At 66.1% G+C, this 23,561-nt stretch carries 22 protein-coding genes and 1 pseudogene; 12 read left to right on the forward strand and 11 right to left on the reverse strand.

Annotated elements, in window-relative coordinates; all coding sequences use genetic code 11:
- Positions 1-544, forward strand: a pseudogene (locus Q0A27_RS06510) (acetyltransferase); the annotation flags it as partial.
- Between the two features lie 14 nt (positions 545-558).
- Here the strand turns inward: Q0A27_RS06510 and Q0A27_RS06515 are convergent.
- A complete protein-coding gene (locus tag Q0A27_RS06515) occupies positions 559-1,428 on the reverse strand; it encodes a hypothetical protein (protein ID WP_291474254.1) in 870 nt (289 codons plus the stop codon).
- A 14-nt stretch (positions 1,429-1,442) separates the two neighbouring features.
- A complete protein-coding gene (locus Q0A27_RS06520; RefSeq protein WP_291474255.1) occupies positions 1,443-2,006 on the reverse strand; it encodes an NADPH-dependent FMN reductase in 564 nt (187 codons plus the stop codon).
- Positions 2,007-2,165: 159 nt separating this feature from the next.
- Here Q0A27_RS06520 and Q0A27_RS06525 point away from each other — a divergent pair, with 159 nt between their 5' ends.
- Positions 2,166-2,573 carry a metalloregulator ArsR/SmtB family transcription factor gene (locus tag Q0A27_RS06525; protein ID WP_291474256.1) on the forward strand — a complete coding sequence of 136 codons (408 nt, stop codon included), beginning with the start codon at positions 2,166-2,168 and terminating at the stop codon, positions 2,571-2,573.
- Entirely contained in the window at positions 2,570-4,468 is a 1,899-nt protein-coding gene (locus Q0A27_RS06530; RefSeq protein WP_291474257.1) for a cation-translocating P-type ATPase, read from the forward strand. The genes Q0A27_RS06525 and Q0A27_RS06530 overlap by 4 nt, the downstream gene beginning before the upstream one ends.
- Here the strand turns inward: Q0A27_RS06530 and Q0A27_RS06535 are convergent.
- From Q0A27_RS06535 to Q0A27_RS06545, 3 genes are all read right to left on the reverse strand, one after another.
- Entirely contained in the window at positions 4,416-6,461 is a 2,046-nt protein-coding gene (locus Q0A27_RS06535; RefSeq protein WP_291474258.1) for an OPT family oligopeptide transporter, read from the reverse strand. The two genes, Q0A27_RS06530 and Q0A27_RS06535, sit on opposite strands and share 53 nt — an antisense overlap.
- A gap of 140 nt (positions 6,462-6,601) precedes the next feature.
- Entirely contained in the window at positions 6,602-9,229 is a 2,628-nt protein-coding gene (locus Q0A27_RS06540; RefSeq protein ID WP_291474259.1) for an ABC transporter permease, read from the reverse strand.
- A 5-nt stretch (positions 9,230-9,234) separates the two neighbouring features.
- Positions 9,235-9,996, reverse strand: coding sequence for an ABC transporter ATP-binding protein (locus Q0A27_RS06545; RefSeq protein WP_291474260.1), 762 nt, complete (start codon positions 9,994-9,996; stop codon positions 9,235-9,237).
- A 147-nt stretch (positions 9,997-10,143) separates the two neighbouring features.
- Between Q0A27_RS06545 and Q0A27_RS06550 the strand changes: the two genes are divergently transcribed.
- On the forward strand, positions 10,144-10,959 hold the full coding sequence (locus tag Q0A27_RS06550) for an endo alpha-1,4 polygalactosaminidase (protein ID WP_291474261.1): 816 nt from the start codon (positions 10,144-10,146) through the stop codon (positions 10,957-10,959).
- A 15-nt stretch (positions 10,960-10,974) separates the two neighbouring features.
- Here the strand turns inward: Q0A27_RS06550 and Q0A27_RS06555 are convergent, their stop codons facing one another.
- The gene (locus tag Q0A27_RS06555) at positions 10,975-11,496 is read right to left on the reverse strand and encodes a GNAT family protein (RefSeq protein WP_291474262.1); all 522 of its coding nucleotides are present in this window, start codon (positions 11,494-11,496) and stop codon (positions 10,975-10,977) included.
- Between the two features lie 145 nt (positions 11,497-11,641).
- Between Q0A27_RS06555 and Q0A27_RS06560 the strand changes: the two genes are divergently transcribed.
- The 3 genes from Q0A27_RS06560 (at position 11,642) to Q0A27_RS06570 (ending at position 13,092) form a co-directional block, all read left to right on the forward strand.
- A complete protein-coding gene (locus tag Q0A27_RS06560) occupies positions 11,642-12,229 on the forward strand; it encodes an NADPH-dependent F420 reductase (protein ID WP_291474263.1) in 588 nt (195 codons plus the stop codon).
- Complete coding sequence (locus Q0A27_RS06565; protein ID WP_291474264.1) at positions 12,226-12,477, forward strand: hypothetical protein; 252 nt, start codon at positions 12,226-12,228, stop codon at positions 12,475-12,477. Before Q0A27_RS06560 ends, Q0A27_RS06565 begins: the two co-directional genes overlap by 4 nt.
- Positions 12,478-12,594: 117 nt before the next feature.
- A complete protein-coding gene (locus tag Q0A27_RS06570; RefSeq protein ID WP_291474265.1) occupies positions 12,595-13,092 on the forward strand; it encodes a hypothetical protein in 498 nt (165 codons plus the stop codon).
- A 34-nt stretch (positions 13,093-13,126) separates the two neighbouring features.
- Here the strand turns inward: Q0A27_RS06570 and Q0A27_RS06575 are convergent, their stop codons facing one another.
- Positions 13,127-13,444 (reverse strand): winged helix-turn-helix transcriptional regulator, encoded by a 318-nt coding sequence (locus Q0A27_RS06575; RefSeq protein ID WP_367273308.1) that lies wholly within the window; start codon positions 13,442-13,444, stop codon positions 13,127-13,129.
- 255 nt (positions 13,445-13,699) lie between these two features.
- On the opposite strand from Q0A27_RS06575, the gene Q0A27_RS06580 reads away from it, so the two are divergent.
- From Q0A27_RS06580 to Q0A27_RS06590, 3 genes are all read left to right on the forward strand, one after another.
- Positions 13,700-14,209 (forward strand): TetR/AcrR family transcriptional regulator, encoded by a 510-nt coding sequence (locus Q0A27_RS06580; RefSeq protein WP_291474266.1) that lies wholly within the window; start codon positions 13,700-13,702, stop codon positions 14,207-14,209.
- 196 nt (positions 14,210-14,405) lie between these two features.
- Positions 14,406-15,107: a type 1 glutamine amidotransferase domain-containing protein gene (locus tag Q0A27_RS06585; RefSeq protein WP_291474267.1), complete on the forward strand. Its 702-nt coding sequence runs from the start codon at positions 14,406-14,408 to the stop codon at positions 15,105-15,107.
- A gap of 22 nt (positions 15,108-15,129) precedes the next feature.
- The gene (locus Q0A27_RS06590; RefSeq protein WP_291474268.1) at positions 15,130-16,098 is read left to right on the forward strand and encodes an alpha/beta hydrolase; all 969 of its coding nucleotides are present in this window, start codon (positions 15,130-15,132) and stop codon (positions 16,096-16,098) included.
- 145 nt (positions 16,099-16,243) lie between these two features.
- Here Q0A27_RS06590 and Q0A27_RS06595 read toward each other — a convergent pair whose 3' ends face one another.
- The 4 genes from Q0A27_RS06595 to Q0A27_RS06615 are packed head-to-tail and all read right to left on the reverse strand — an operon-like array spanning position 16,244 to position 21,152.
- Positions 16,244-17,206, reverse strand: coding sequence for an NAD(P)H-quinone oxidoreductase (locus Q0A27_RS06595; protein ID WP_291474269.1), 963 nt, complete (start codon positions 17,204-17,206; stop codon positions 16,244-16,246).
- 17 nt (positions 17,207-17,223) lie between these two features.
- Positions 17,224-18,591: an SDR family NAD(P)-dependent oxidoreductase gene (locus Q0A27_RS15025; protein ID WP_367273309.1), complete on the reverse strand. Its 1,368-nt coding sequence runs from the start codon at positions 18,589-18,591 to the stop codon at positions 17,224-17,226.
- A gap of 2 nt (positions 18,592-18,593) precedes the next feature.
- Positions 18,594-20,177 (reverse strand): succinic semialdehyde dehydrogenase, encoded by a 1,584-nt coding sequence (locus Q0A27_RS06610; RefSeq protein ID WP_291474270.1) that lies wholly within the window; start codon positions 20,175-20,177, stop codon positions 18,594-18,596.
- A 33-nt stretch (positions 20,178-20,210) separates the two neighbouring features.
- Positions 20,211-21,152: an acetoacetate decarboxylase family protein gene (locus tag Q0A27_RS06615; protein WP_291474271.1), complete on the reverse strand. Its 942-nt coding sequence runs from the start codon at positions 21,150-21,152 to the stop codon at positions 20,211-20,213.
- Between the two features lie 169 nt (positions 21,153-21,321).
- Here Q0A27_RS06615 and Q0A27_RS06620 point away from each other — a divergent pair, with 169 nt between their 5' ends.
- Both Q0A27_RS06620 and Q0A27_RS06625 read left to right on the forward strand, forming a co-directional pair.
- On the forward strand, positions 21,322-22,254 hold the full coding sequence (locus Q0A27_RS06620) for an NAD-dependent epimerase/dehydratase family protein (RefSeq protein WP_291474272.1): 933 nt from the start codon (positions 21,322-21,324) through the stop codon (positions 22,252-22,254).
- 78 nt (positions 22,255-22,332) lie between these two features.
- Complete coding sequence (locus Q0A27_RS06625) at positions 22,333-23,547, forward strand: trans-acting enoyl reductase family protein (RefSeq protein WP_291474273.1); 1,215 nt, start codon at positions 22,333-22,335, stop codon at positions 23,545-23,547.
- Positions 23,548-23,561 lie beyond the last annotated feature (14 nt).

Here is a 23,561-nt window from a genome sequence, read left to right on the forward strand (position 1 = left end):
CCCGCCGAATGCGTCCACCCCGCCCGGGCTTCCGGACGGCACCGAGATCACCGGTGTCGGCGACTCGGTGATGCTGGCATCCACCGTAGCACTGCAGCAGCGGTTCCCCGGGATGCGGATCGACGCGGAGGTCTCCCGCCACTACTCCGGTGGCGAGGGCTCCATCCAGGCGATGGTCGACGACGGGTCCATGGGCGAGTACGTCGTCCTCGGCTTCGGGACGAACGGGCAGGCCTTCGAGGGCGAGCTGGACAAGATCCGTGACATGCTCGGCCCGGACCGGAAGATGATCCTCGTGGTGCCCTTCGGCTACGTCGACGGGATCCAGGACGCCGCGGACCAGGTCATCGCCTATGCGGCGGAGAATCCGGACGTCTACCTGGCACCGTGGTGCCAGCAGGCCGTCGACCACCCGGAGGACCTCATCGGTGACGGCGTGCACCCTGACGAGCAGGGGCAGCAGCTCTACGCCGATGCGGTGGAGGACGCCCTGCGCCAGGCCGTGGCCGGTAAGCAGGACACCTCGATCAGCTGCCCGATGTAGCCGGGCAGCGCAGGTCACAGCTGCGCGGCGAGCTGCGGCGCAGCGGTGACCGGGTCAATGCCGGCACCGCGCAGGGCGGCCATCGCACCCTGGGGGTCGGAACGGAACTGGTCGGCGGTCGCCTGGGGGATGCCCATGCGCACAGCGGCGGCGACAGTGGCGTCCGGGTTGGCGGCGAGCTTGTCGGCGGTCGCCTGGTCCACACCCTCGGCGAGCAGGGCGCTACGGATGCCCTCGTCACCGGCCGGGGCCGGGGCGGCCTCGGGAGCGGGCCCAGGGGCCGGCGCCTCCTCCACGGGCGCGGGCTCCTCGGCGGGGACCTCTTCCTGGGCTTCCGGAGCCGGGGCGGGATCCCCGCCGCAGAACACCGGGAGATTCTCTTCGCCGCCCTCGGCGACCTGACCGACCAGGGTGCAGGCCCAGGCCCGCGAGATCTTCCACTCGCCGTCCTGCTTGACGAACTCGGCGTTGTCCACGGTGATCGGCTCCTGCTCAGGCAGGGTCAGTGTGGCCGTGGCCAGCGCGATCTCGGGGGTGTCGCCGGGCAGCACCGGGTCGACGACCGCGAAGGTCGCTCCGGAGTCCTGGACGGCCTGGGTCATCTGGGCGAAGAGTTCACCGGCCTCGGCACCGTCCTGGACAGTGGCGGCCTTCTCCTCCACCGGCAGCTCGGGATCGAGCGCGCGGTTGAGCAGGTCACCGAGTTCCGCAGCGGTGGGCAGGGCGTCCTGCTGTTCCGTCGTGGTCGGGGCGGACGTCGCCGAACTGGTCGGGGCGTCCTCGTCCTCGTCAGAGGAACAGGCGGTGACCACCAGTGCGGCGGACACGGCGAGGGCAGCGGCAATGGTGCGGGTACGGTGACCCGCCGGCGAGGAAAACTTCATCTGGCGAGTCTAACTTAGTCAGCCAGTTTCTCGCGGACGACCGCGAATCCCTCCGCCCAGGCGAGTAGATCGGTGAGCAGGGGGCCGAAGGTGCCCGCGGAGACCTCGGCCGGGGTGAACGTCCCGTCGGTGAAGTCCGTGAAGGTGGAGAAGGACGCGGTGCCGCGCACGGTGGCGGCACGGAAATTCGCGAAGACCAGGCGCCACTGCTCGATGGCGCGCACGCCCTTGTCCGCGCCGTAGGACGCGAAGGCGACCGGCTTGTTGTTGAACTCGGAGCCGATGAAGTCGATGGCGTTCTTCAGCGGGCCGGGCACGCCGTGGTTGTACTCCGGGGTGACGACGATGTAGCCGTCGAAGGGCTCCACGGCCGCGCCCCAGGCCTTTGTGTGCTCGTTGGCGTACATGTGCGCGCCACCCGGGATCTCCTCGTCGAGGACCGGGAGGTCGTAGTCGCCGAAGTTGACGACCCCGTTCTCCACACCAGCCTCGTCGAGCTGGGTCTTCACCCAGGTCACGACCTGGGGGTTGAGGGCGCCGGGGCGGGAGGATCCGGCAAGGATGCCGATACGGGTCATGGGGAGCTCCTTGATCTGGTCACGAACTGGTCGTGCCCTGGTGGTGCGACGGTGGTTGAAACGTCAACCACCGTAGTCCGGCGGTGCGCGCCGCGCCATGGGGCCACGGAACTGACGCAACCCTTGACCCCGCAGACATCGCAATCCTAGTATCTAAGCATGCGTGAACATACGAATAAATGCACATTCACTCCGGACAGCCAGTACGCAGACTTCGCCGCCGAGGTGTTCTCCCTTCTGGCCGACGCCACCCGCGTCCGCATCATCCTCGCACTACGCAACAGTGAGTTGTCGGTGAGCGAACTCGCCGACCGGATCGGCAAGTCACCGACAGTCATCTCCCAGCACCTCGCCAAACTGCGCTGGGGCCGGATCGTCGAGGCACGCAAGGAGGCCAACCGCATGTACTACCGTCTCATCGACGAGCACGTCCGCGAACTGGTTTCCCACGCCGTCTTCCAGGCACAGCACGTCGTCGCCGGCGACGGCAGCGGTCACGTCCCCGAACACCACCGCACCGACGACGGCTACGTCACCGACGACTCCTCTCACGGCGGTCAGCGGTGACCGGTCTGATTGCCAGGATCGACCGCCCGGACCTGGCCCGCACCCTGTGCGTCGCACTCTGCGCCGCGACCGTCGCCCTCGGAGTGACCTGGCCGACCAATGCCGTCCCCGCAGTCGCCGTCGTCGGCCTACTCATCGGATGCTGGCCGATCCTCACCGAAGCGCTGGAGGACGCCCGCCACCGCCGGATGAGCATGGAACTGTCGATGCTCATCGCCGTCCTCGCCGCGGCCGCCATCGGGGAATGGACCACCGCCCTGGTCATCACCACCTTCGTCCTCGCCGCGGAGATCCTCGAGGACCTGTCCATGGACCGCGGGCAGGATGCCCTCACCGACCTCATGGCCTTCCTCCCCCGCACCGTTCAGGTCCGCGTCTTACCCGATGGTGCACTGGGCTCCGTCACCACAATCCCCCTCGAGGAGGTCCATCCGGGCCAGACCGTCGTAGTCAGCCCCGGTGACCGCGTCCCCGTCGACGGAACCGTCACCGCCGGGGCGTCCTCCGTCGACCAGTCCCGGATCACCGGCGAGTCTCTGCCAGTGGACATTCTCCCCGGTAGCGAGGTCCTCGCCGGGTCCGTCAATCAGATCGGAGCCGTCGACGTACTCGTCGACCGTGTCGGGGAAGACTCCTCGTACGGCCGAATCATCGCTGCGGTGCGCCAGGCCAGAGAATCCGAACCACCGGTCCAGCGACTCGCCGACCGACTCGCCGCCCGACTGGTGTACCTCGCGCTCGCAGCCGCCGCGGTGACCTTGCTGGTCACCCGTGACCTCACCTCCACCATCTCGGTGGTCATCGTCGCCGGGGCCTGCGGCGTCGCCGCGGGTACACCGCTCGCAGTCCTCGCCGCGATCGCCCGTGTCGCCCGGTCCGGCGCCTTCGTCAAGGACGGGACCCACCTGGAGGCCCTGTCCGCCGTGGACACAGTCATCTTCGACAAGACCGGCACACTCACCACCGGTAAACCCACGGTCACCGACGTCCTCCCGGAACCGGAGCTGGATGAGGGCGCTCTACTGCGTCTCGCGGCCTCCGCGGAATCCTGGTCAGAGCACCCGCTGGGCCGGGCGATAGTCGAGCACGCCCGGAACCTTGGTGTGGCCGTAGGATCTGCCACCAACTTCACCTACACGCCCGGACTGGGGGTCACCGCGGTCGTGGGCGACCGTCGCGTCGCCGTCGGCAACCGCTCACTCGTGAGCGACGCTCCGGAGCAGGCACGAGCGCAGAACGCGGCTACTCCTGCGACCTCGGCGACCGCAGTGCACGTCAGCGTGGACGGTCATTATGTCGGCACCCTGCTCATCGAGGACACACTGCGCCACTCCGCTGCCACGGCAGTCGAGTCGCTGCACCGGACGGGTCTGCGCACCGTCCTGCTCACCGGGGACGCCGACGCCGCCGCCCACACTGTCGCCCGGAAAGCCGGCATCAGCACCGTGCACGCGGGACTGCGTCCTGAGGAGAAGCTCGCGGTGATCGACGCCGAACGTGCCGCCGGCCACACGGTGGTCATGGTCGGCGACGGCGTGAATGACGCCCCCGCCCTGGCCTGCGCGGATGTCGGCATCGCGATGGGCAGCGGCACCGACATCGCCCAGGACAGCGCAGACGTCATCCTCATCAGTTCCGACCTCGACGATCTCGTCGCCACGGTCCGCACCGCCCGGCGCGCCCGGCGAATCATCATGACCAACTTCATCGGCACCATCGTGGTGGACGTTGTCGGGATGCTCCTCGCGGCGTTCGGTCTGCTCAGCCCCATCCTCGCGGCACTCGTACACGTCGGGTCCGAGACGGCGTTCATCCTCAACTCCGCTCGGCTGATCCCGTCCGTCAGGACGTCGCCTGCACCCGTCGCCGCGACCAGCGGTAGACGAGCACGATGATCAGCGCGAAGATCAGCGCACCGGCCCACCGGGAGGCGTCCGCCCAGCCGTCGGGCATGATCCCGAGCGCCTCGGAGTCTCCTGTGGCGGCGATGATACCGGCGTTGACCACGCCGAACAGGGACTCACCGACGATCAGACCGGTCGCACCGAGGACGCCGACCCGCTTGGCGTCGGTGGCGTCCTTCACCTTCCCGGTGATCGCCGCACGGTCGGCCCAGCGGTTGTACAGCCAGCCGATGAGCGCGCCGAGCGGGATGATCAGGGTGAGCGACACCGGCAGGTACATGCCCATACCGACGGCGAGCGGCGGCAGGGCGAGGCGGCGCGGGCCAGCCTTCGTGGTCCGCGAGAGTACCTCGTCGATGATGATGACGCCGAGGCCGATCAGCACGCCGAGGCCGATCTTGGACCAGTCGAGGGAATCACCGAAGATGCCCTGGGCGATCGAGGACAGCAGGCCCGCCTGCGGGGCGGCCAGGGCGTCCGGGCCGGCGTCGGGGGCGCCGACGAAACCGAAGGCGGACGCCATCAGCCCCATGATCGGCGGGATGATCAGCGAGCCGAAGAAGACACCGATGATCAGGCCGACCTGCTGCTTCCACGGTGTCGCGCCGACGAGCTGACCGGTCTTGAGGTCCTGGAGGTTGTCGTTGGAGATCGTGGCGACGCCGAAGACCACTGCAGCGGTGAACAGGGTGTAGGCGACCAGGGAGGTCGGGTCGCCGCCGTTGTCGTTGCCGGTGACAGCCTTGATGAGAAGCGCGGCGAGCAGCACGATGATGACGCCGATACCGGAGATCGGGCTGTTCGACGAACCGATGAGGCCGGCCATGTAACCGCAGACCGCGGCGATGACCAGGCCTAGGACCAGCACGAAGAGGACAGAGAGGGTGATCAGTGAGCCGGTGTGGTGGCTGATGCCGGTGCCGTCGAGGAAGACCCACAGCAGCAGGCCGATCGGGATCATCAGGGCTACGATGACGCCGACGACGGTCTTCACCGGGATGTCGCGCTCGGTGATGTCGACCTCCTGACCGGCACTGCGGGCGCGGGAGGATGCGAGCGATTCGCGGATGCCACGGATCACCGGGCCGAGGATCTTCGCCAGCGTCCACACCGCAGCGACGGCCATGGTGCCGGCACCGACGAAGCGGACATCGTCGGAGAAGGTGCCGGAGACGACCTCGGAGATGTCACCGGTGCTCGGCAGGTCGCCGCTGGTGAAGACCGGCAGCAGGACGCCGAAGGAGATGAGCAGGCCGACGATCATCGCGATACCGACGGTGATGCCGACGAGGTGGCCCACACCGATGAGTGCCAGCGAGAGGCTGGAGCCGACCATGGTGCCGCCCGCGCCGAGTTTGAAGGTGGTGGACAGTTCCGCGGCGCTGATCTTGAGGGCGGCGAGCAGCGCCATCACGGCACTGCCGATACCGCCGACGACGAGGGCGAGGAACCCGTCGCGGTTGGACTTCGCGGCCTCGGAGTCCGCGTGATCGCCACCCTCGTTGTTGGCGGGGTCGCCGACCTTGAGCACCTCAGCGGCGGCGACACCCTCGGGGAAGGGCAGGTCGGAACCGGTGACCAGGGCGCGGCGCAGCGGGATGGAGTACATGACGCCGAGGATTCCGCCGATGAGGCAGATGAGCATCGTGGTCCAGTAGGGGAAGCCGGTCCACCAGCCGATCATGATCAGTCCGGGGAGGACGAAGATGATCGCGGAGAGGGTGCCGGCCGCCGAGGCGATGGTCTGGACGATGTTGTTCTCGGCGATGGTGTGGTTGCGGACCTTGCGCAGGATCGCCATGGAGATGACCGCGGCGGGGATCGAGGTGGCGAAGGTCAGGCCGACCTTGAGTCCGAGGTACACATTCGCGGCGGTGAACACGAGGGTGATGAGGCCACCGATGATGACCGCGCGGATCGTGAGTTCCCGGACCGGCGAGGGCGGGGTCGGGGACGCCGGGGTGGCGTCGGTACGTGATGTCATTGGTGTGACCTTAGTAGTCCACCTGGTGGGACGCATCACCCCGTCGTCCTCCGCAACTCACCCTCACCGGTAGTCGGAATGGCAGCGAGCCTGCCGGTGAGGGTAAGTTGCGGGCGCCGGAGGCGGCGAAGGGAGCCGGATCAGTCGGCGATGGCCTCCAACGGTGGCGTCCGCGACGCCTTCGCCGCAGGCCACGCCGCTGCGAGGACGCCGATCACACCGGACGCGACGACCATGCCGACGACCTGGCCCCAGGGCACCGCAATGGTGTCGAGGCCTTCACCGGCGAGCACCCTCAAGAAGGCCCAGCCCAGCGCCAGTCCGACGACCACGCCGACCACCGCGCCGTAGAGCGAGATCTGCACGGCCTCCAGGGTGATCATCCGGCGCACCTGACGCCGCGAAGTACCGACTGCGCGGAGCATGCCGATCTCCTGGCGTCGTTCGATGACGTTGAGCGCCAGCGTGTTGACGATGCCGAGCACCGCGACGATGACCGCCAGGGCGAGCAGCGCGTAGAGCACGTTGAGCATCTGGTCTACGAACACGGCCTGCGTCCCCGCGAACTCGGACGGGGTGAGGACCTGCACCACGATGAACTGGTCCGTGGCATCCTCCAGGCGGTCGCGCAGGTCGTCCAGGGGGATGTCGCCGTTGACAAAGGCGGCGAAGAGCATCGGCTGGGAGTACATCCCGGAACCGAACTCGCCGGCGTCCATGTGGGGTGCGATGGATTCCCAGGAGATGACCTGGTCACCGAGGAGGTCGTTGTCCTCGTAGGTGCCGAGCAGTGCGACGGTGCCGATGTCGCGGGCGTCCGCCCCGGGCACCTCTGTGACCAGCGGAACCTCCTCGCCGATCGTCCAGCCGTTGCGCTGTGCCGCGGACTCGGAGGCGATGAAACCCTCGCCGGTGAGATCCACCGACCCCTGGACTTCGGTGACCTCACCGGTGACCCGCGGGTCACCGACGAAATAGCCGGAACCGAAACCGGAGCTGACGATCGAGTCACTGGCCGTGCCGCCGAGGGTCACCGGGGCCAGGCCGAAGCCGGAGACCTCGGTGACGCCGTCGACATCGCGGGCGACATCCAGCGCCTGGGTCGGGATGGGGAAGGAACCGTCGGACGGCCCGTAGAGCACCAGGTCAGAGCTGACGGTGTTGTCGACGAGGCCGCTGATCGAGGCCTTCATCGACGCGCCGAGCATCCCGAACACCGCCACCAGGGCGACCCCGAGGGTCAGCGCGAAGGCGGTGGTCGCGGTACGACGCGGGTTGCGGGAGGAACTGGTGGACGCCAGGCGTCCCACCGAACGGAACGGTGCACCGATGACACGGCCGATCGCCGGGACAACCGGCACGGCCATCGCCGCAGAGACCAGGAACGCTCCCAGCAGGACGCCGAGTGCACCGAGCCCGACCAGTGCCGCGCGGGTGCCGGTGCCGGAGCCGTCGAGCAGCACGCCGGCCAGTGCGGCGACCACGCCGAGAACCAGCAGAACCGCACCGGTGACGGTCCGTCCACGCAGGGAGGACGCCGAAGACATGTCACCCGAACGCATCGCCTCCACCGGGCGGACTGCACCGGCCCGCCGGGCCGGTGCCCACGCGGAGACGACGGTGACGAGGACTCCGAGGATCAGCGGGGTGACCACTGAGCTGACGGTGACCTGCACTCCCGTGTCCGGCAACCCGGCGCCGGTGGAGCCGATGACGGTGTAGATGAGTTTCGTCAGGCCGGCGCCGACGACGACGCCGATGGCCGATCCGAGGACGCCGACCACGACCGCCTCGCCGACGACCGAGCCGGTGAGCTGCCGGGAAGAGACACCCAGTGACCGGAGCAGCGCGAACTCGCGGGTGCGCTGGGCGACGATCATCGAGAAGGTGTTGGCGATGATGAAGGTGCCGACGACCAGGGCCACCAGGCCGAAGGCGATGAGGAAGTAGTTGACGAAGCTGAGGGCCTCGTCGATGGCGTCCGACTGTTCGTCGGCGGTCTGCTGACCGGTCTTGACCTCGACACCGTTGACGCCGGCGTCCGCGAGGTGTGTGGTGACGTCTTCCTTGAGCTGTTCCTGGCTGATGCCGGGGTCGGCGGCGAGGGAGAATCCGGTGGCGGTGCTCCCGTCGGTGAAGGTGGCCAGGTAGGCGTCCTGCTCCATCAGGAGACCGATGAAGCCGCCGCCGTCGACGTCGATGTCGTAGACGCCGGAGACGGTGACTTCGTGGACGCCACCGGTGTCGACGACGGTGAGGGCGTCCCCGACGGAGATGTCCTGGTCATCGGCGACACTGGAGTTGACGACGACCTGGTCGTCGCCGACCGGGGCGTCGCCGTCGGTGACCGTGGACACGGGACCGACCTGGTCATTCCCGGGGTACCAGGCCATGGCGAAAGCGGGCGCGCCGCCGGTCTGGAGGGTGGTGCCGTCGTGGGCGACGACGACGGTGGTCTGGGTCGAGTTGTTGACCTTCGCGACACCCGGCGCGTCGGCGAGGATGTCGCCGAGCTCGAGCGGGAGGGGGCGTCCGGTGGCCTCGTCAGGGGTGACGGTGACGTCGACGCCCTTCGTGGTGGATTCGGACAGTGTGTCGAAGGTCCTGGACAGCGACGCGGTGAACATCAGCGCGCCGGAGATGAAGGCGGTCCCGAGGACGACCGCGAGGACGGTGAGGACCAGGCGGACCTTGTGGCCGGCGAGGTTGCGCAGGGAGACCCGGCGCATGGTGGCCGCGGCGTTGGACGCCGCGCGGGTCGTGGACATGGCGGTTACAGCTCCTCGATGCGGGACATCACGGAGAGAATGGATTCGACGGTGGGTTGACGCAGTTCCTCGACGATCCGACCGTCAGCGAGGAAGAGGATGCGGTCGGCGTAGGACGCCGCCTTGGCGTCGTGGGTGACGATGACGACGGTCTGGCCGTCGCGGTCGACGGAGGTGCGCAGGATGGCGAGGACTTCTGCGGACGAGTTCGAGTCGAGGTTGCCGGTGGGCTCGTCTCCGAAGATGATCTCGGGGCGGGAGACCAGGGCGCGGGCGCAGGCCACGCGCTGCTGCTGGCCGCCGGAGAGCTCGGCGGGGCGGTGGGACAGCCGGTCGGTGAGCCCGAGACGTCCGGTGACCTCGTCGAACCAGGTGCGGTCGACCTTCTGGCCGGCGATGTCGGTGGGCAGGGTGATGTTCTCCTCGGCCGTGAGGGTCGGCACGAGGTTGAAGGACTGGAAGATGAATCCGAGCCGGTCGCGGCGGGTCTTCGTCAGTTCCTTGTCCTTGAGGGACGCCAGGTCGGTGGTGCCCAGCCAGGCGGCCCCGGAGGTGGGGGTGTCCAGTCCGGCCATGCAGTGCATGAGGGTGGACTTTCCGGAGCCGGACGGGCCCATGATGGCGGTGAATTCGCCGGTGGCGAAGGAGACGGAGACGTTGTCGAGGGCGGTGACCCTGGTGTCTCCGGCCCCGTAGATCTTGGTGAGGGCGTCCGCGCGGGCGGCGGCGGTGCCGGTGGTGCTGGAGGTCGTTGTTGCGGCGGGCATGATCGGTCCTCTCGGGAGGTCTGGAGGGCGCGTCCGCCCGTGGTCATGTACCCACCGTAAGGCCCGGGGGTGGGGGTGCGCCTCAGGGAAGTCCCCTATTCTGACCCCCGTTCCTACCCTGACCTCTCCTATCCTTGTCGGATGAGAATGTCCGGTCCTTCCGCCGCCGTGGCCGTCTCCGCAGCCGTCGCCACGGTATGCCTCGTTCTGGCCGCGTCCTCCTGCTCCCCCGGGACCGGGTCGGATGCCCCGGGGCTGCCGCCGTCGGGCGGGGTCGACTACCAGCTCGGCGGGGCCTATAAGCCGTCGGCGGGGACGGCCGTCGTGGTCCGCGACGCCACGGCCGAACCGGCGCCGGGGATCTACAGCGTCTGCTACGTCAACGCCTTCCAGTCGCAGCCCGGCACGGGAGATTCATGGGGTGAACTGCTGTTACAGGATGCGACGGGGGCTCCGGTCGCCGACCCTGACTGGCCCGACGAGTTCCTGCTGGACACGTCCTCGGCGTCCCGGCGCGCGGAGATCGACGACCGCCTGGCCCCGGCGATCAGGGGCTGCGCGGACGCCGGTTTCGATGCGGCGGAGTTCGACAACCTCGATTCCTACCTTCGTTCGGGTGACGCTGGCACGGCACTGACCCCGGCGGGCAACCTCGCCCTCGCCCGGCTGCTGACGGGCGTCACGCGCGACGCGGGACTGGCGTCCGCCCAGAAGAACGCCCCGGAGCTGGCCGAGGAGGGGAAGGATGCGGGCTTCGACTTCGCCGTCACCGAGGACTGCGGCGCCTACGGGGAATGCGCGGCGTACACCACCGTCTACGGCTCGGTGCTGGACATCGAGTACGCGGACGCCGCGGAGTTCGCCGGGCTCTGCCGGTCCGGTGACCTGCCGGAACAGGCGGTGCGTCGGGATCCCGGGCTGGTCACACCGGATGATCCGGGCTACGCGTTCGACCGCTGCTGAGCGGGGCGGACCCGGTCAGTGATCCGGGTTGAGCACGGCGAAGACCAACGTGTCCGTCCATTCCCCCTTGGAGTACCAGTTGGACCGGAAGTGCGCCTCCTGCGTCATGCCGATGCGCTCGGCCAGCTTCGCGGAGGCGGTGTTGCGGGCGTCCATCTGGGCGACGACGCGGTGCAGACCGCGGTCGAAGGCGTGGGCGATGACGGCCGTGACCGCCTCGGAGGCGATGCCCCGGCCACCGGCGTCCGGGTCGAGGACCCAGCCCACCTCGGCGTTGCCGTAGGTGGTGGTCCAGATCATGACATCGCCGACGGGCGTGCCGTCCTCCTCGATGACCAGCGCGAGCGTGCCGGCGAACCCCAGCAGGTCGGTCTTCATGAGCCGGTCGCCGAGCCGGTTGAGCGTGTACTCCCGGTTCCACGGCTCGTCGAGCAGCAGCTCAGTCACCTCGGGGCGGGAGTAGAGGTCATGCATCCATGTCTCGTCGCCGGGGAGGTAGGTGCGCAGGGTGAGGCGGTCGGTGCGGATCGGCTCCATGCGTGCCACGGTAGGTGACACGGGGCCTGTGCGCAGGCCCGGAGCAGGAGAATTCACCACCTCTTGCATTTAGTTGACACGTCATCTAAATTGAAGGCATCGGACACCGACGGGGCGTACAGCCCCACTAAGGACACACATCATCATGGCCACCACCGCTTCCACCGTCACCGTCTTCGGCAAGGGCAACATGGGCTCCGCCATCGCCGGCGTCTTCACCGACGCCGGGGCGGACGTCCAGGTCCTCGACTCCCACGCCGGCGCCGACACCACCGTCACCGGCGAGATCATCGTCCTCGCCGTGCCCTACCAGGCACTGTCCGGCATCGCCGGCACCTTCGGCGCCCAGTTCGCCGGGAAGACCGTCGTCGACATCACCAACCCGCTCGACTTCACCACCTTCAGCCTCCTGCCCGCCGCCGACTCCTCCGCCACCGCCGAACTCGCCGAGCTGCTGCCGGAGGCCCACGTCCTCAAGGCCTTCAACACGAACTTCGCCGCCACGCTCGCCGCGAAGACCAACGGTTCCGAACCGACCACCGTGCTCGTCGCCGGTGACGACGAGGCCGCCAAGGCGTCCTTCTCCGCCACCGTCACCGCCGGTGGCCTGCGCGTCCTCGACGCCGGCGCCCTTTCCCGTGCCCGCGAGCTCGAGGCCGTCGCCCTGATGCAGATGAGCCTGGCCGCCTCCGAGCAGATCTCCTGGACCTCCGGCTTCGCGGTCGTGAAGTGACCACCTCGGCAGCTCCCGCGGCGGCCTTCGACGCCTGGGCACTGGAAGCCATCCAGCGAGGCAACCTCGACACGCTGGCGAGCTTCCGGACGCTGGCCCCGGGTATGCCCTACGCACACCCGACAGCGGACCACTTCCTGCCACTGTTCATCGCACTGGGCGCGGTCGACGGGCGGTCAGACAAGCTGGTCGACGGGGTGGACGGCTACGCGGTCGGGTTCTCGCGGAGGTCCTTCGCGCTGTACTGAGGTGGTGTTAGTCGCGTCACAAGGGGGTGCAGGTGGGCGGGCCGGTCCGGTTACACTCACCGGCGGTTGACCCGTCAACCATCTCCCCTACCACGATCACGGACCCCGGAAGGATCCATGACCTCTCCGACAACCACCCTCACCAGCAACGATGACGACTCCTCGGAGGTGTCCACCGACGCAGCCACCAAGAATGCCGCGTCCTCCCGGTCGCGCTTCCCCTTCATCGCCGGACTGCTCGTCGCGGTCATCGGCCTGGCATTCCTCGTCGGCGGGGTCGTCGGCTGGTTCACCGTCAAGGCCGAGCTCGAAGACGAGCACGTCACTGTCTCGGAGGACGCCGACCACTTCGGCGGCGAACCGGCCGACGGGCCCTTCAGCGCCTACTACCAGGCCCAGGCCGTGAAGGGACATGTCTCCGCAGCCACCGGCGGGAAGACCTACGCCGAACTGGAACAGGACGACCCGAACCGGGACATGGCACTCCAGGGCGCGACGGTCCGCTCCTCCCTGATGACGGCCACGCTGTCCTTCGGCGTCTCGGCACTGGCCGCCGGTGCCGGCGTGGTCTCAATGCTCACCGGTGCCGCACTGATGGTGCGCAACCGGAGCTGAGCATGAGCCCTGGGCATGCCTGTGTCCCTGTGCCCTACTGCGGACGCGCCCAGGCGAGCAGCTTCATCGTCGAGTGCTGCCGTTCCGCGCCGTCCTGGTTGACGGTGCGCGAGTTGACGGTGAGCGTGGCGCGGTCCGGCTGGGACCGTGACCAGCGGATGTCGTCGATGACGACCGGCATGAGGTCGGTGCCGGCATCGGTGAGGACGAACTCCTGCCGGACCCTCTCCCCTTCTTCCTGGTAGGGACGCCGCTCCAGCAGTCCCGCTCCGGTCAGCGCCTTGAGGTCGGTGTACGCGGTCGCCGGTGACATGCCGACCCGGCACAGCCTCGCGCCACTGAAGGCGAACACTGTCGGGCACGGAAGCGGTGCCCGGCCAACCCACCAGCGGCAACAGAGCCGCGACTGTTCAGAGCTCTGCATCACCACTGCGATAGCGGAATCAACAGGTAGCAGGTACATGTGACATGATTTCCCCATACCGCCGTTCAATGTATTCAGTGACAACATCCAGGCAGAAAGGGCTTTCGGAAAGTGCCGGCTACCCGAGGCGACAACTACCATCACGGAAATCTTCGACAGGCACTTGTCGAGGCGGCCGTCGCCATGATTGAACGTGGCGACAACTTCTCACTCAGGGCCGTCGCTCGCGAAGCTGGCGTATCTCAGACCGCACCCTACCGACACTTCCCTGACCGTAGCCGACTGGAATCCGCAGTTGCCGCCGAAGGATTTCAGGATTTGAACACGGTTCTGCTCAGCGGAGGAGAGCTCCCCTCAAGCCCCGTAGAACTGCCAGAGTTCGCGGTCCGCTACGTCCGGTTTGCCCTCACGAGGCCACGCATGTTCGGTCTTATGTTCGGAACACAATGCGATGACCGCGCCGACGAGAGGGTCCGTGCCTCGACCCAACTCCACGACAACCTGGCCTCGGCACTCCGCCGCGTCTACCCCGGAAGATCAGAGACTGAACTCTCAACCCTGTCGACCGGCCTCTGGGCAACCGCCCACGGACTGGCCTGCCTGCACGTCGACGGCAAGCTCTCCGCCGACGACCTCAGTGAGGTAGAGGACCGCGTGCGCACCACGTTCGGCGCCGTCGTTCCGCTTTCCTGAACCGGCCCCCACCACACGAGACCCGACTTGTCGGTCAATGTTGACAGTGTGTACTTCGGGACCTAGTGTCAGTTGAGCCAGCGACACCTGCAGCAATCGCTCAACTCACTGGCATGGACGGCTTCAAGCCTCCTGGCACCACACAACCTTTCGGGATACCGAAGGTTGCCACTGACCACCAAGGAGACACCAGACCATGACCTCAGTCCTCATGGCCGTGACCGCGGCCCGCCACTGGACACTGACCGACGGCACCCGACACCCCACCGGCTTCTGGGCCGAGGAATTCCTCGTCCCCTACGGCATCTTCACTGACGCCGGCTTCGACGTCACCGTCGCAACCCCCGGGGCTGCCACCCCTGTCGTCGACGAACTCAGCCTCGGTCTCACCGGCGGCGTCCTGCCCCACACCGTGAAGAAGTTCCGCACCCGGCTCGCCGACCTCACCCCGGTCCTCGACAACCCCGCCGACCTGCACGCGGTCAACCAGGACGACTATGACCTGGTCTTCTACCCCGGTGGCCACGGCCCCATGGAGGACCTCGCCGTCGACCCCGTCTCCGGCACGATCCTCACCGAACGCCTCGCCTCCGGGCGTCCGCTCGCCCTGCTGTGCCATGCACCCGCGGCGCTGCTCGCCACCGTCGATGACAACGGCGAGACCCCCTTCGCAGGGAAGCACGTGACCGGTCTGTCGAACCGGGAGGAACTCGTCAACGCCTTCGCGAAGAAAGCCCCGTGGCTGCTCGAAGACAAGCTCCGCGAGATAGGCACCGACTACGACAAGGCGCTGATCCCCTTCCGCCCGCACGTCGTCCGCGACGGCAACCTCTACACCGGCCAGAACCCTCAGTCGTCGAAGAAGCTCGCCGAGACACTGGTCTCCGTCCTCAGCTAGAAACCTGTGGAAAGGAAGAAACATGAACGCCAACCCAAAGAACATCTCCCTCGAACCCGCCGCTCAGGCTTTCGCGGAAGCCACCTCCACCCCTCCGTTCCTGTACCAGCTTCCTCCTGAAGAGGGACGCAAGGCTGTCGACGAGGTTCAGGACGAAGAGATCTACAAGCCGGAGATTGACGAAGAGTGGATCACTGTCCCCGGTGGCCCCACCGGCGAAGTTCCGACCCGCATTATCCGGCCCAAGGGTGCCACCGGTGTGCTGCCGGTGGTCCTGTATACCCACGGTGCCGGCTGGGTCTTCGGCGACGCACACACCCATGACCGGCTCGTCCGTGATCTCGCCGTCGGCACCGGTGCAGCAGTCGTCTTCCCGGAGTACGTCCGTGCGCCGGATGCACAGTACCCGTCGCAGAACGAACAGTCCTATGCCGTCGCCCAGTGGATCGTCCACCATGGGGCCGACCACAACCTCGACCCGGAGCGCGTGGCCATTTCCGGCGATTCTGTCGGCGGCAACATGGCCATCGCCCTGAACATCATGGGCAACGAACGCGGCGATGTCTCCTTCAAGGGCGCCGCCCTGTTCTACCCGGTCACTGACGCGAACTTCGACACGGAGTCCTACCATGACTTCGCCGAAGGGTACTTCCTTGCCCGCGACGGCATGAAGTGGTTCTGGGACCAGTACACCACCGATGAAGGGGTCAGAAACGAGATCACCGCGTCACCGCTGCGTGCGTCAGAGGCCGAACTCGCATTCTTCCCCCCGACGCTCGTTATCACCGCTGAAGCCGACGTGCTGCGCGATGAAGGCGAAGCCTTCGCCGCGAAGCTGCGGCGTGCCGGCGTGCAGGTGACGCAGGTCCGGTACGGCGGCATCATCCACGACTTCGTGATGGTCAATTCCATGCACGACACCCCGCAGGCTGTTGCCGCAGTCGCTCAGGCAGTCGCACACCTGAAGGATGTCCTCGGCATCGACGGGTAGAGCGACGCCGACGCTCCTCTGTCCGGACCGGGGCACGTGGATCTGAGCCGCTGCAACAGTCAATCCGAAGAGGATTCCTGACTGGTGCGGCGGCTCGGATGCATCCGGTGGCAGACCGGGGCCACCACCACAGGCCAGGTAGCGCTCAGGGCAAGAGAAGCACCTTACCCACCGAGTCCGCAGAGTCGAGCATCCTGTGCGCTGCCTCGGCCTCTGACAAGGGCCACGTAGCCGAGATCACCGGCTTCACCGTCCCGTCCTCCACCAATGGCCACACATTCTTCACCACTTCGCCGGTGATCTCCGCCTTTGACCCAGACCCCGTCAGTGGACGCCGACGTACATTGGTCCCGATGACCCTGGCCCGCTTGCTGATCAACGCACCAATGTCCAGGTCCCCGTGCGTGCCGCTCATCATGCCGATGATCACGAGTTTTCCACCAGGGCCAAGCACACGGACATTACCTGGCAGATATCGCGCGGCGATGATGTCCAGGACCACGTCCACTGAGCCCTCCAGCTCCTCGGCAAAGTCCTGGTCCCGGTAGTTGATGACCCGGTCTGCCCCGAGTTCACTCGCCCGCTGGGCCTTGCCTTCTGAACCTACGGTCACGATTACCGTGGCACCGATGGCTTTGGCCACCTGGATGGCATGGGTGCCGATACCGCTGCCCCCACCGTGTATCAGCACGGTCTGCCCAGCGTGCAACCCCGCCTCCATCACCAGATTCGACCACACCGTGGCTGCAGTTTCCGGAAGTGCAGCAGCGTCGACGAGGGACATACCCGCCGGAATCGGCATCAACTGACCGACGGGGACAACGGCGTACTCGGCGTAGCCGCCACCGGAGACGATCGCGGCCACCTCGTCACCGACGGCCCATTGTCCGTCCAGTGCCACATTGTCACCGACTTCGGTGATCTCCCCCGACAGCTCCATGCCGATGATGTCAGTGACGCCCGGCGGAGGTGGGTAGTTGCCCTCCTTCTGCATCACATCAGCTCGGTTCACGCCGGCAGCAGCGACTTTCACGAGGACCTCGTCGGGCCCGGGAATCGGCACTGGAATATCTTCAAGGGCGAGGTTCTTGCCCCGGACCGCTTTCATGGTGTCTGTCCTGTTTCTCACTGCGATATCCTTCCGGAAAGGGCCAACGTAAGACGCCGGGGAGCCAGTCGTGCGATTGTGGCGACGAAGGCGTTTCGACGTCCGGAAACTATGCTCGGGCGCGGTTCAGCGTGATCGAGTTCCTGCAGAGCCAGCGAGACGACCCGGTCGGCGGTCTGGAAGCTGCCGACAGCAGCTTCGGTACCGTCGGTGTCGCCGCCGAGGACGTCAAAGAATTCGGTCCGTGTCGGACCGGGGCTCAGCGCAACAACACGCAACGGTGTCCTCCTTGTCTCAAATGCGAGCGCCTCCGTGAGAGACAGGACATACGCCTTCGTCGCACCGTAGGCGGCCATGCCGGGCGTGGGTTGGTAGGCGGCGGTACTGGCGACGTTGAGGAGAACGCCCGGGCCACCACTGTGCCGCGACCGTTCCACCAGCCGGGGCAGCAGGAGTCGAGTGAGATCTGTGAGGAGGCCGACATTCAGGTCGACCATGCGGGCGAGACGCTCCGGGGCCTCATCGGCGAACTGGCCGCCCATGCCGAACCCTGCGTTGTTGATCAGGGAATCTACCTGGAGATCGCGCTCGTCCAGCGTCTCCACCAGTGACGCTGCGGCACCTGGTGCAGACAGATCCGCAGCAATCACTGAGACGGACACTCCGTAGGTTGTCTCGAGCCGACCGGCGAGGTCGACCAACCGGTCTTCCCGCCGGGCAACCAACACAAGGTTCGCGCCACGTTCGGCAAGTTGAACAGCGAACTCTGCTCCGAGGCCAGAGCTTGCTCCGGTTACCAGGACTGTCGTTCCTGAGTAGTCGAGAGCGGAGCTGTTTCTGCGAATGCGGTGTGACATGCTGTTACGCCTCTTTCCACTTTGCCGGATGCGAACATTTGTGTCATTGACGTAGTTCGCCAGATTGTCGAGTGTCAGGTTCATGCCCCGACGTAGATGGGCACCGCGGTCGAGTACTCCTGACATGAGTTGCATCGCGACCACCGGGACGATCTGACGCCGATTCGTCGTGACGCTCTCGGTGACCAGCGTTCCAGCCTCATCACCCGGTGCGTCCTCGAAGGTGTAGACCCACTGCGATTCAGAGGGGAAGTCCGTTGTGAACCCGAACTTTCGTCCCGGTACATCCTCAGTGACATGCCCGGTCATCCTCCATCTGTACAACGCGCCGATCCGATTCGTTCCCACGAAGGTTCTTCCGGGTTCAATCCATGTGGTGGCCTGGTTCTCCGGACTCAGCTCCCCCATGGAAGTGATGTCGCTGATGATGTCGTAGAGCCGGGCGCGAGGAGCATTGATCACGCGCGACACCTGGACACTGAAAGGACCGATCGGCTGCGATGAGTAGAACGATGTAGATCGGGTCATGTCTACTTCACGCCCGGAAGAAGCTTGACTAGGCGCAGCGCACCAGTCATCACCTTCGCGTAGCGCCCTGGAGCCAGCCAGTCCGGCGCTCCGACGGGGAGAAACCGCTCAACGGCGACCGTCTGCGATTCGGTGTACTTCATGATGCCGTGTTCGCCGTGGCGGCGACCCACACCTGAAGCCTTCATCCCACCCATCGGAGCATCGACGGACCCCCAGGTAGGAGCGTAGGCGTCGTTGACGTTGACAGTGCCGGCTTCCAGTTGTTCCGCCACACGGCGACCCCGCGTAGGGTCACTGGTCCACACGCTGAAGTTCAGGCCGTACTCACTGTCATTGGCCAGTCGGATCGCCTCTTCCTCACTGCTCACCCGGTAGAGCGACACCACCGGGCCGAAGGTCTCGTGATCGAAGACGATCATCTCCGAGGTGACGTCCGTGAGAATCGTGGGTTCATAGAACAGAGGGCCGAGATCGGGACGGGCCATGCCACCGGCAAGTACAGTGGCACCCTTCCGCTTGGCATCCTCCACGTGCTCCGTGACGGTGTTGAGCTGCTTCTCGGAGACCAAGGATCCCATGTCAGCGGAGTAGTTCAGGGCCGGTGAGAGTGTCATGTTCTTCGCGGCAGAAGCGAAACGTGAGGCGAAGGCGTCCCACATCGAGTCCGGGACGTAGATGCGCTCGATTGAGATGCAGAGTTGACCGGTATTGGAGAACGATGCTCTGACTGCTCCGCTGACGGCCTTGTCTACGTCGGCGTCATCAAGGACGAGCAGCGCATTCTTGCCACCGAGCTCCATGGAATAGTCGATGAGCTTCTCACCCGCTTCCGCGGCGACCTTTCGGCCGACAGCGGTGGAGCCAGTGAACATCAGGAAATCCGACTCCTGGATGATGGGGCTACCCAGTTCCGACCCGCGACCGGTGGTGACCTGAACCAGCCCCTCGGGCATTCCCGCCTCTTCCAGGAGCTGGACCGCCCACAGAGTGGCGTAAGGCGTCTGCTGATCGGGCTTGGTGAGGATCGCGTTGCCGGCGATGATCGCCGGGATGGAGTCACTGATGCCCAGAGTCAGAGGATAATTCCACGGTGAAATCACCCCGACCAGCCCTTTGGGATGGTGGACCTCAACAACCTTGGTCAGGGCCAGTTGAATCCCCTGCCGCTTCTTCGTCTTGAGGTAGTCGGCGGCAGTGTGGGCGTAGTAGCGGGCGTTCACTGCGACGTCCATGATCTCCTCATAGGCATGACGGCGTGCCTTGCCGTTCTCACGCTGAATGAGATCGAGGACTTCGTCCTGGCGATCCAGGACAAGGTCATGGAAACGCATCAGGACTCTCGCGCGCTCTTCGACCGGACGCGCTGCCCAGTCGCGCTGCAGTCTGCGGGCGCGTTGCGCGGCGGCAGCGACATCTTCGGCGGTGGACGCGGGGACGGTACCCATCACCTCTCCGGTCATCGCATTGGTGATCTCCAGGACGCGGTCAGGATCAGCGACCTGTATCCGTCGGGCGAGCAGGTCGAGGAAGTCAGTCGATGAGGGGTCAATGCCGGGGAAAGTGACGGAGGATGTGCGTGGCATGGTGTTCATTCTTTCTTTCTCGGTGTGCGGTGGTTATCGACGAGCGACCGAGATCGGAGCGGGCATGTGCAGTGCGATCTGCGCTTCGGTGGCGACCTCGAGCTGCACCGGACGGATGAATTCCAGTGAACGGACATCGTCGGAGACACGGCCGGTTCCGAGGGTCAGATCGATGTCACCGGGCAGCAGTGACGCACCTCCGGCGAGCACATTGGTCTGGTTCAACGTGGAGTGCCAGTGCTCCCCGATCCTGGTGTAAGAGGTCAGGGACCCGACCCGCGCACCGGTCCGGTAGTGCTTCTGCTTCGGGGTGGGGGCGGACAACGAGATGTCGTTGGTTCCGTTGTCGTTGAACACCTGCGCCCACACACGGTTGTCATCGATGTTGACATCGATGTCCGTGCGCCATTTCGGGAAACCGTAGCCGTCGTGGCCACGTACCTGAGCGATGTCCGTGTTGACGGGCAGCGACAGGACATAGGCGTGAAGATGGTTGTTGCCCAGGCCTGTTGCAAGATCAGCGAAGCCAACCTTGCCGTGACGGGCGGGACGGACGGCCACCCCGACAGCGGCCTCGGTGTAAAAGTCGATGTCGGCGACGTCGTACCGGAAGAACATGACGAAGGCGAGTGCCACTCCCGGCACCACCTCAAGGGGGTCAAGTTCAGCAGGCAGACGCTTGCGGGCTGCGCTGGACTTGACGAGGAAGGCGACTCGCGCAGTGGAGTTGCTGTAGTAGAAGTTCGGCGTCAGCGTTTCTCCGATGGGAGAATCCACCTTGGTCTTGGTGAGTGTCCGGAAGAAGTCGACGTTCTTGACCCGCGGGTCTTCGGCGATGACGTTGAGGTCTGGGTCCATCCGGTAGCGATCGTAGAGGCCGCCCTTGGGAACCTCGACAGTGCGGCTTCCGAGCGTCACGGAGACGGTCTCGGTAGTCGGCTCGGATGCAGATGGGTTGACGGATTCGGGATTCATGAGCTGGAACCTTCCGCGAGTTGACGGTGCTTACATCGACGTACCGTACTCACGCAAGTGATCGGCGTCAACATCGGAAACCACCAGATGGGAAGCATTGTTGACAATGTAAACATCGATGTCTAGATTGTCATCATCGAGACAGAACCGGTCAACGGAAGGCACACACATGCAGACCATCCTCGGAGCGAACGGCCAGATCGGCACCGAACTCGCCCACGAACTCCACGACAACTACACCACCGACCTCCGACTCGTCAGCCGCCATCCGAAGCGGTTACACGGGACCGACCAACTGGTAGCGGCAGACCTCATGAACGCCGATGAGACGGACACCGCCGTCGCCGGCAGCGACATCGTCTACCTCACCGTCGGCCTGCCACCGGACAGCGACCTCTGGGCCAGGCAGTTACCGACGATGATGACCAACACCATCGACGCCTGCGAGAAACACAACGCCAGGCTCGTGTTCTTCGACAACACCTACATGTACCCGATGACCGACACACCGCAGACCGAGGAGACCTCCTTCGACCCGGCCGGCAGCAAGGGACGCACCCGGGCCACGATGACCACCCTGCTGCTCGACGCCATGGCGCAGGGCCGGGTCGAGGCCGTCATCTGCCGCGCGCCCGAGTTCTACGGCCCCGGGCGGACGCAGAGCTTCACCAACTCCCTGGTCTTCGATGCCGTCACTGACGGGAAGAAGGCCCGCATCCCGCTGAGTGCCGACACCCGACGCAGTCTCATCTGGACCCCGGACGCCAGCCGGGCCATGGCACTGATCGGCAACACCGCCACCGCCTACGGCCAGACATGGCACCTTCCGATCGACAACACGCGGTCCACCTACCGGGAACTTGTCCACCTCGCCTCACAGGAGTGGGGACGGCACATCGGCCTCACCGTCGTACCGAAGCCCGTGTTCGCTGTCGGGAAGCTGTTCAACAGCAATGTCCGTGAACTGTGGGAGCTCCTCCCCCGGTACGCGGTCGACAACATCTTCGTCTCGGACAAATTCACCCAAGCGTTCCCGGACTTCCGGGTGACGCCCATCGCTGAGGGCTTGGCCGCCCTTCACCGGGAGCAGGAAAACGCATAACCGGCGTAGGCAGGCACACCTAGACTTGTGCGCACTGCACACATCTACGACTGTCCCCCACCAGGACCGGAAGGCACGATGACAGAGAAAGACGACCACCCCACTTGTCCAGGACGTCGGTATGACGTCGTGCTGTTCGGCGCGACCGGCTTTGCCGGCGGGCTCACCGCCGACTACCTGGTCGAGCACCTTCCCGAATCGGGCAGGATGGCTCTGGCGGGACGCAACCGCGACAAACTGGAGGCGGTGCGGGACAGGCTGACCGGCATCAACCCGGATGTCTCCGACATCGGGTTGCTGCACGCGGACTCCACCGATCCTGCCTCATTGACCGAGGTCGCGCGCTCGGCGAAAGTCGTCATCACCACGGTGGGGCCGTATCTGGAGTACGGTGCTGCCCTGGTCACCGCCTGTGCCGAAGAGGGAACAGACTACGTCGACCTGACCGGAGAGCCGGAGTTCGTCGACCGGATGTTCCTCGGGAATGACGCCACAGCGCGGAAGACCGGAGCCCGGCTCGTCCACGCATGCGGATTCGATTCGATCCCCCATGACCTCGGGGCGCTGTACACCGCGAGGAATCTTCCTGCGAATGCACCGATGGAGATTCGCGGTGTCGTGCGGACCAACGCGTCCTTGTCCGGCGGGACCCTGCACTCTGCGCTGAAGCAGTTGTCACGCCTACGACCGATGTGGCAGGCGGCGTCACAGCGACGCCGGGCCGAGTCTCCTTCCGCTGGGCGTCGAGCCCGGTTGGCGGTGGGGTTCCCGCGACGTGACCGCGTTACGGGGACCTGGTTGATCCCCCTGCCGACGATCGACGGTCAGATCGTCACAAGATCGGCACTCACCGCCCCGTCCGCTGACGACTACGGGCCTGACTTCAGCTACTCGCACAATGCAGGCGCGAAGAAGTTCCGCACGGTCCCTGCGTCCCTTGTCGGGTTCGTGATCGGCATTGCCGCGGTGCAGATTGCTCCGGTGCGCCGGGCAATCGCACGGAGGATCGCCGCCGGTGAAGGGCCGTCACAGGAGCGTCGGGACAGAACCTGGTTCACCGTGGAGTTCGTGGGTACCACTGCGGGGAGAACCGTCCATACCCGCGTGAGTGGCGGAGACCCGGGCTACACGGAGACCGCCAAGATGCTGGCGGAATCTGCGCTGTCGCTGGCCTTCGACGACAATCCGGCTCTCGCCGGCCAGCTCACAACCGCGACGGCCATGGGAGGAAACCTCATCGACCGACTGACGGCTGCCGGAATGTCCTTCGAGGTGCTCAGTCACACTCCGTGATGACCCAGAACCTC

Source organism: Corynebacterium sp., from assembly GCF_022712275.1.
Classification (GTDB): domain Bacteria; phylum Actinomycetota; class Actinomycetes; order Mycobacteriales; family Mycobacteriaceae; genus Corynebacterium.

Excerpts from the sequence above, each read along its gene's own strand:
- Q0A27_RS06515 (WP_291474254.1), bottom strand. The coding sequence starts at position 1,428 with ATGAAGTTTTCCTCGCCGGCGGGTCACCGTACCCGCACCATTGCCGCT.
- Q0A27_RS06520 (WP_291474255.1), bottom strand. The coding sequence starts at position 2,006 with ATGACCCGTATCGGCATCCTTGCCGGATCCTCCCGCCCCGGCGCCCTC.
- Q0A27_RS06525 (WP_291474256.1), top strand. The coding sequence starts at position 2,166 with ATGCGTGAACATACGAATAAATGCACATTCACTCCGGACAGCCAGTAC.
- Q0A27_RS06535 (WP_291474258.1), bottom strand. The coding sequence starts at position 6,461 with ATGACATCACGTACCGACGCCACCCCGGCGTCCCCGACCCCGCCCTCG.
- Q0A27_RS06540 (WP_291474259.1), bottom strand. The coding sequence starts at position 9,229 with ATGTCCACGACCCGCGCGGCGTCCAACGCCGCGGCCACCATGCGCCGG.
- Q0A27_RS06545 (WP_291474260.1), bottom strand. The coding sequence starts at position 9,996 with ATGCCCGCCGCAACAACGACCTCCAGCACCACCGGCACCGCCGCCGCC.
- Q0A27_RS06550 (WP_291474261.1), top strand. The coding sequence starts at position 10,144 with ATGTCCGGTCCTTCCGCCGCCGTGGCCGTCTCCGCAGCCGTCGCCACG.
- Q0A27_RS06555 (WP_291474262.1), bottom strand. The coding sequence starts at position 11,496 with ATGGAGCCGATCCGCACCGACCGCCTCACCCTGCGCACCTACCTCCCC.
- Q0A27_RS06560 (WP_291474263.1), top strand. The coding sequence starts at position 11,642 with ATGGCCACCACCGCTTCCACCGTCACCGTCTTCGGCAAGGGCAACATG.
- Q0A27_RS06570 (WP_291474265.1), top strand. The coding sequence starts at position 12,595 with ATGACCTCTCCGACAACCACCCTCACCAGCAACGATGACGACTCCTCG.
- Q0A27_RS06580 (WP_291474266.1), top strand. The coding sequence starts at position 13,700 with ATGATTGAACGTGGCGACAACTTCTCACTCAGGGCCGTCGCTCGCGAA.
- Q0A27_RS06585 (WP_291474267.1), top strand. The coding sequence starts at position 14,406 with ATGACCTCAGTCCTCATGGCCGTGACCGCGGCCCGCCACTGGACACTG.
- Q0A27_RS06590 (WP_291474268.1), top strand. The coding sequence starts at position 15,130 with ATGAACGCCAACCCAAAGAACATCTCCCTCGAACCCGCCGCTCAGGCT.
- Q0A27_RS06595 (WP_291474269.1), bottom strand. The coding sequence starts at position 17,206 with ATGAAAGCGGTCCGGGGCAAGAACCTCGCCCTTGAAGATATTCCAGTG.
- Q0A27_RS15025 (WP_367273309.1), bottom strand. The coding sequence starts at position 18,591 with ATGACCCGATCTACATCGTTCTACTCATCGCAGCCGATCGGTCCTTTC.
- Q0A27_RS06610 (WP_291474270.1), bottom strand. The coding sequence starts at position 20,177 with ATGCCACGCACATCCTCCGTCACTTTCCCCGGCATTGACCCCTCATCG.
- Q0A27_RS06615 (WP_291474271.1), bottom strand. The coding sequence starts at position 21,152 with ATGAATCCCGAATCCGTCAACCCATCTGCATCCGAGCCGACTACCGAG.
- Q0A27_RS06620 (WP_291474272.1), top strand. The coding sequence starts at position 21,322 with ATGCAGACCATCCTCGGAGCGAACGGCCAGATCGGCACCGAACTCGCC.
- Q0A27_RS06625 (WP_291474273.1), top strand. The coding sequence starts at position 22,333 with ATGACAGAGAAAGACGACCACCCCACTTGTCCAGGACGTCGGTATGAC.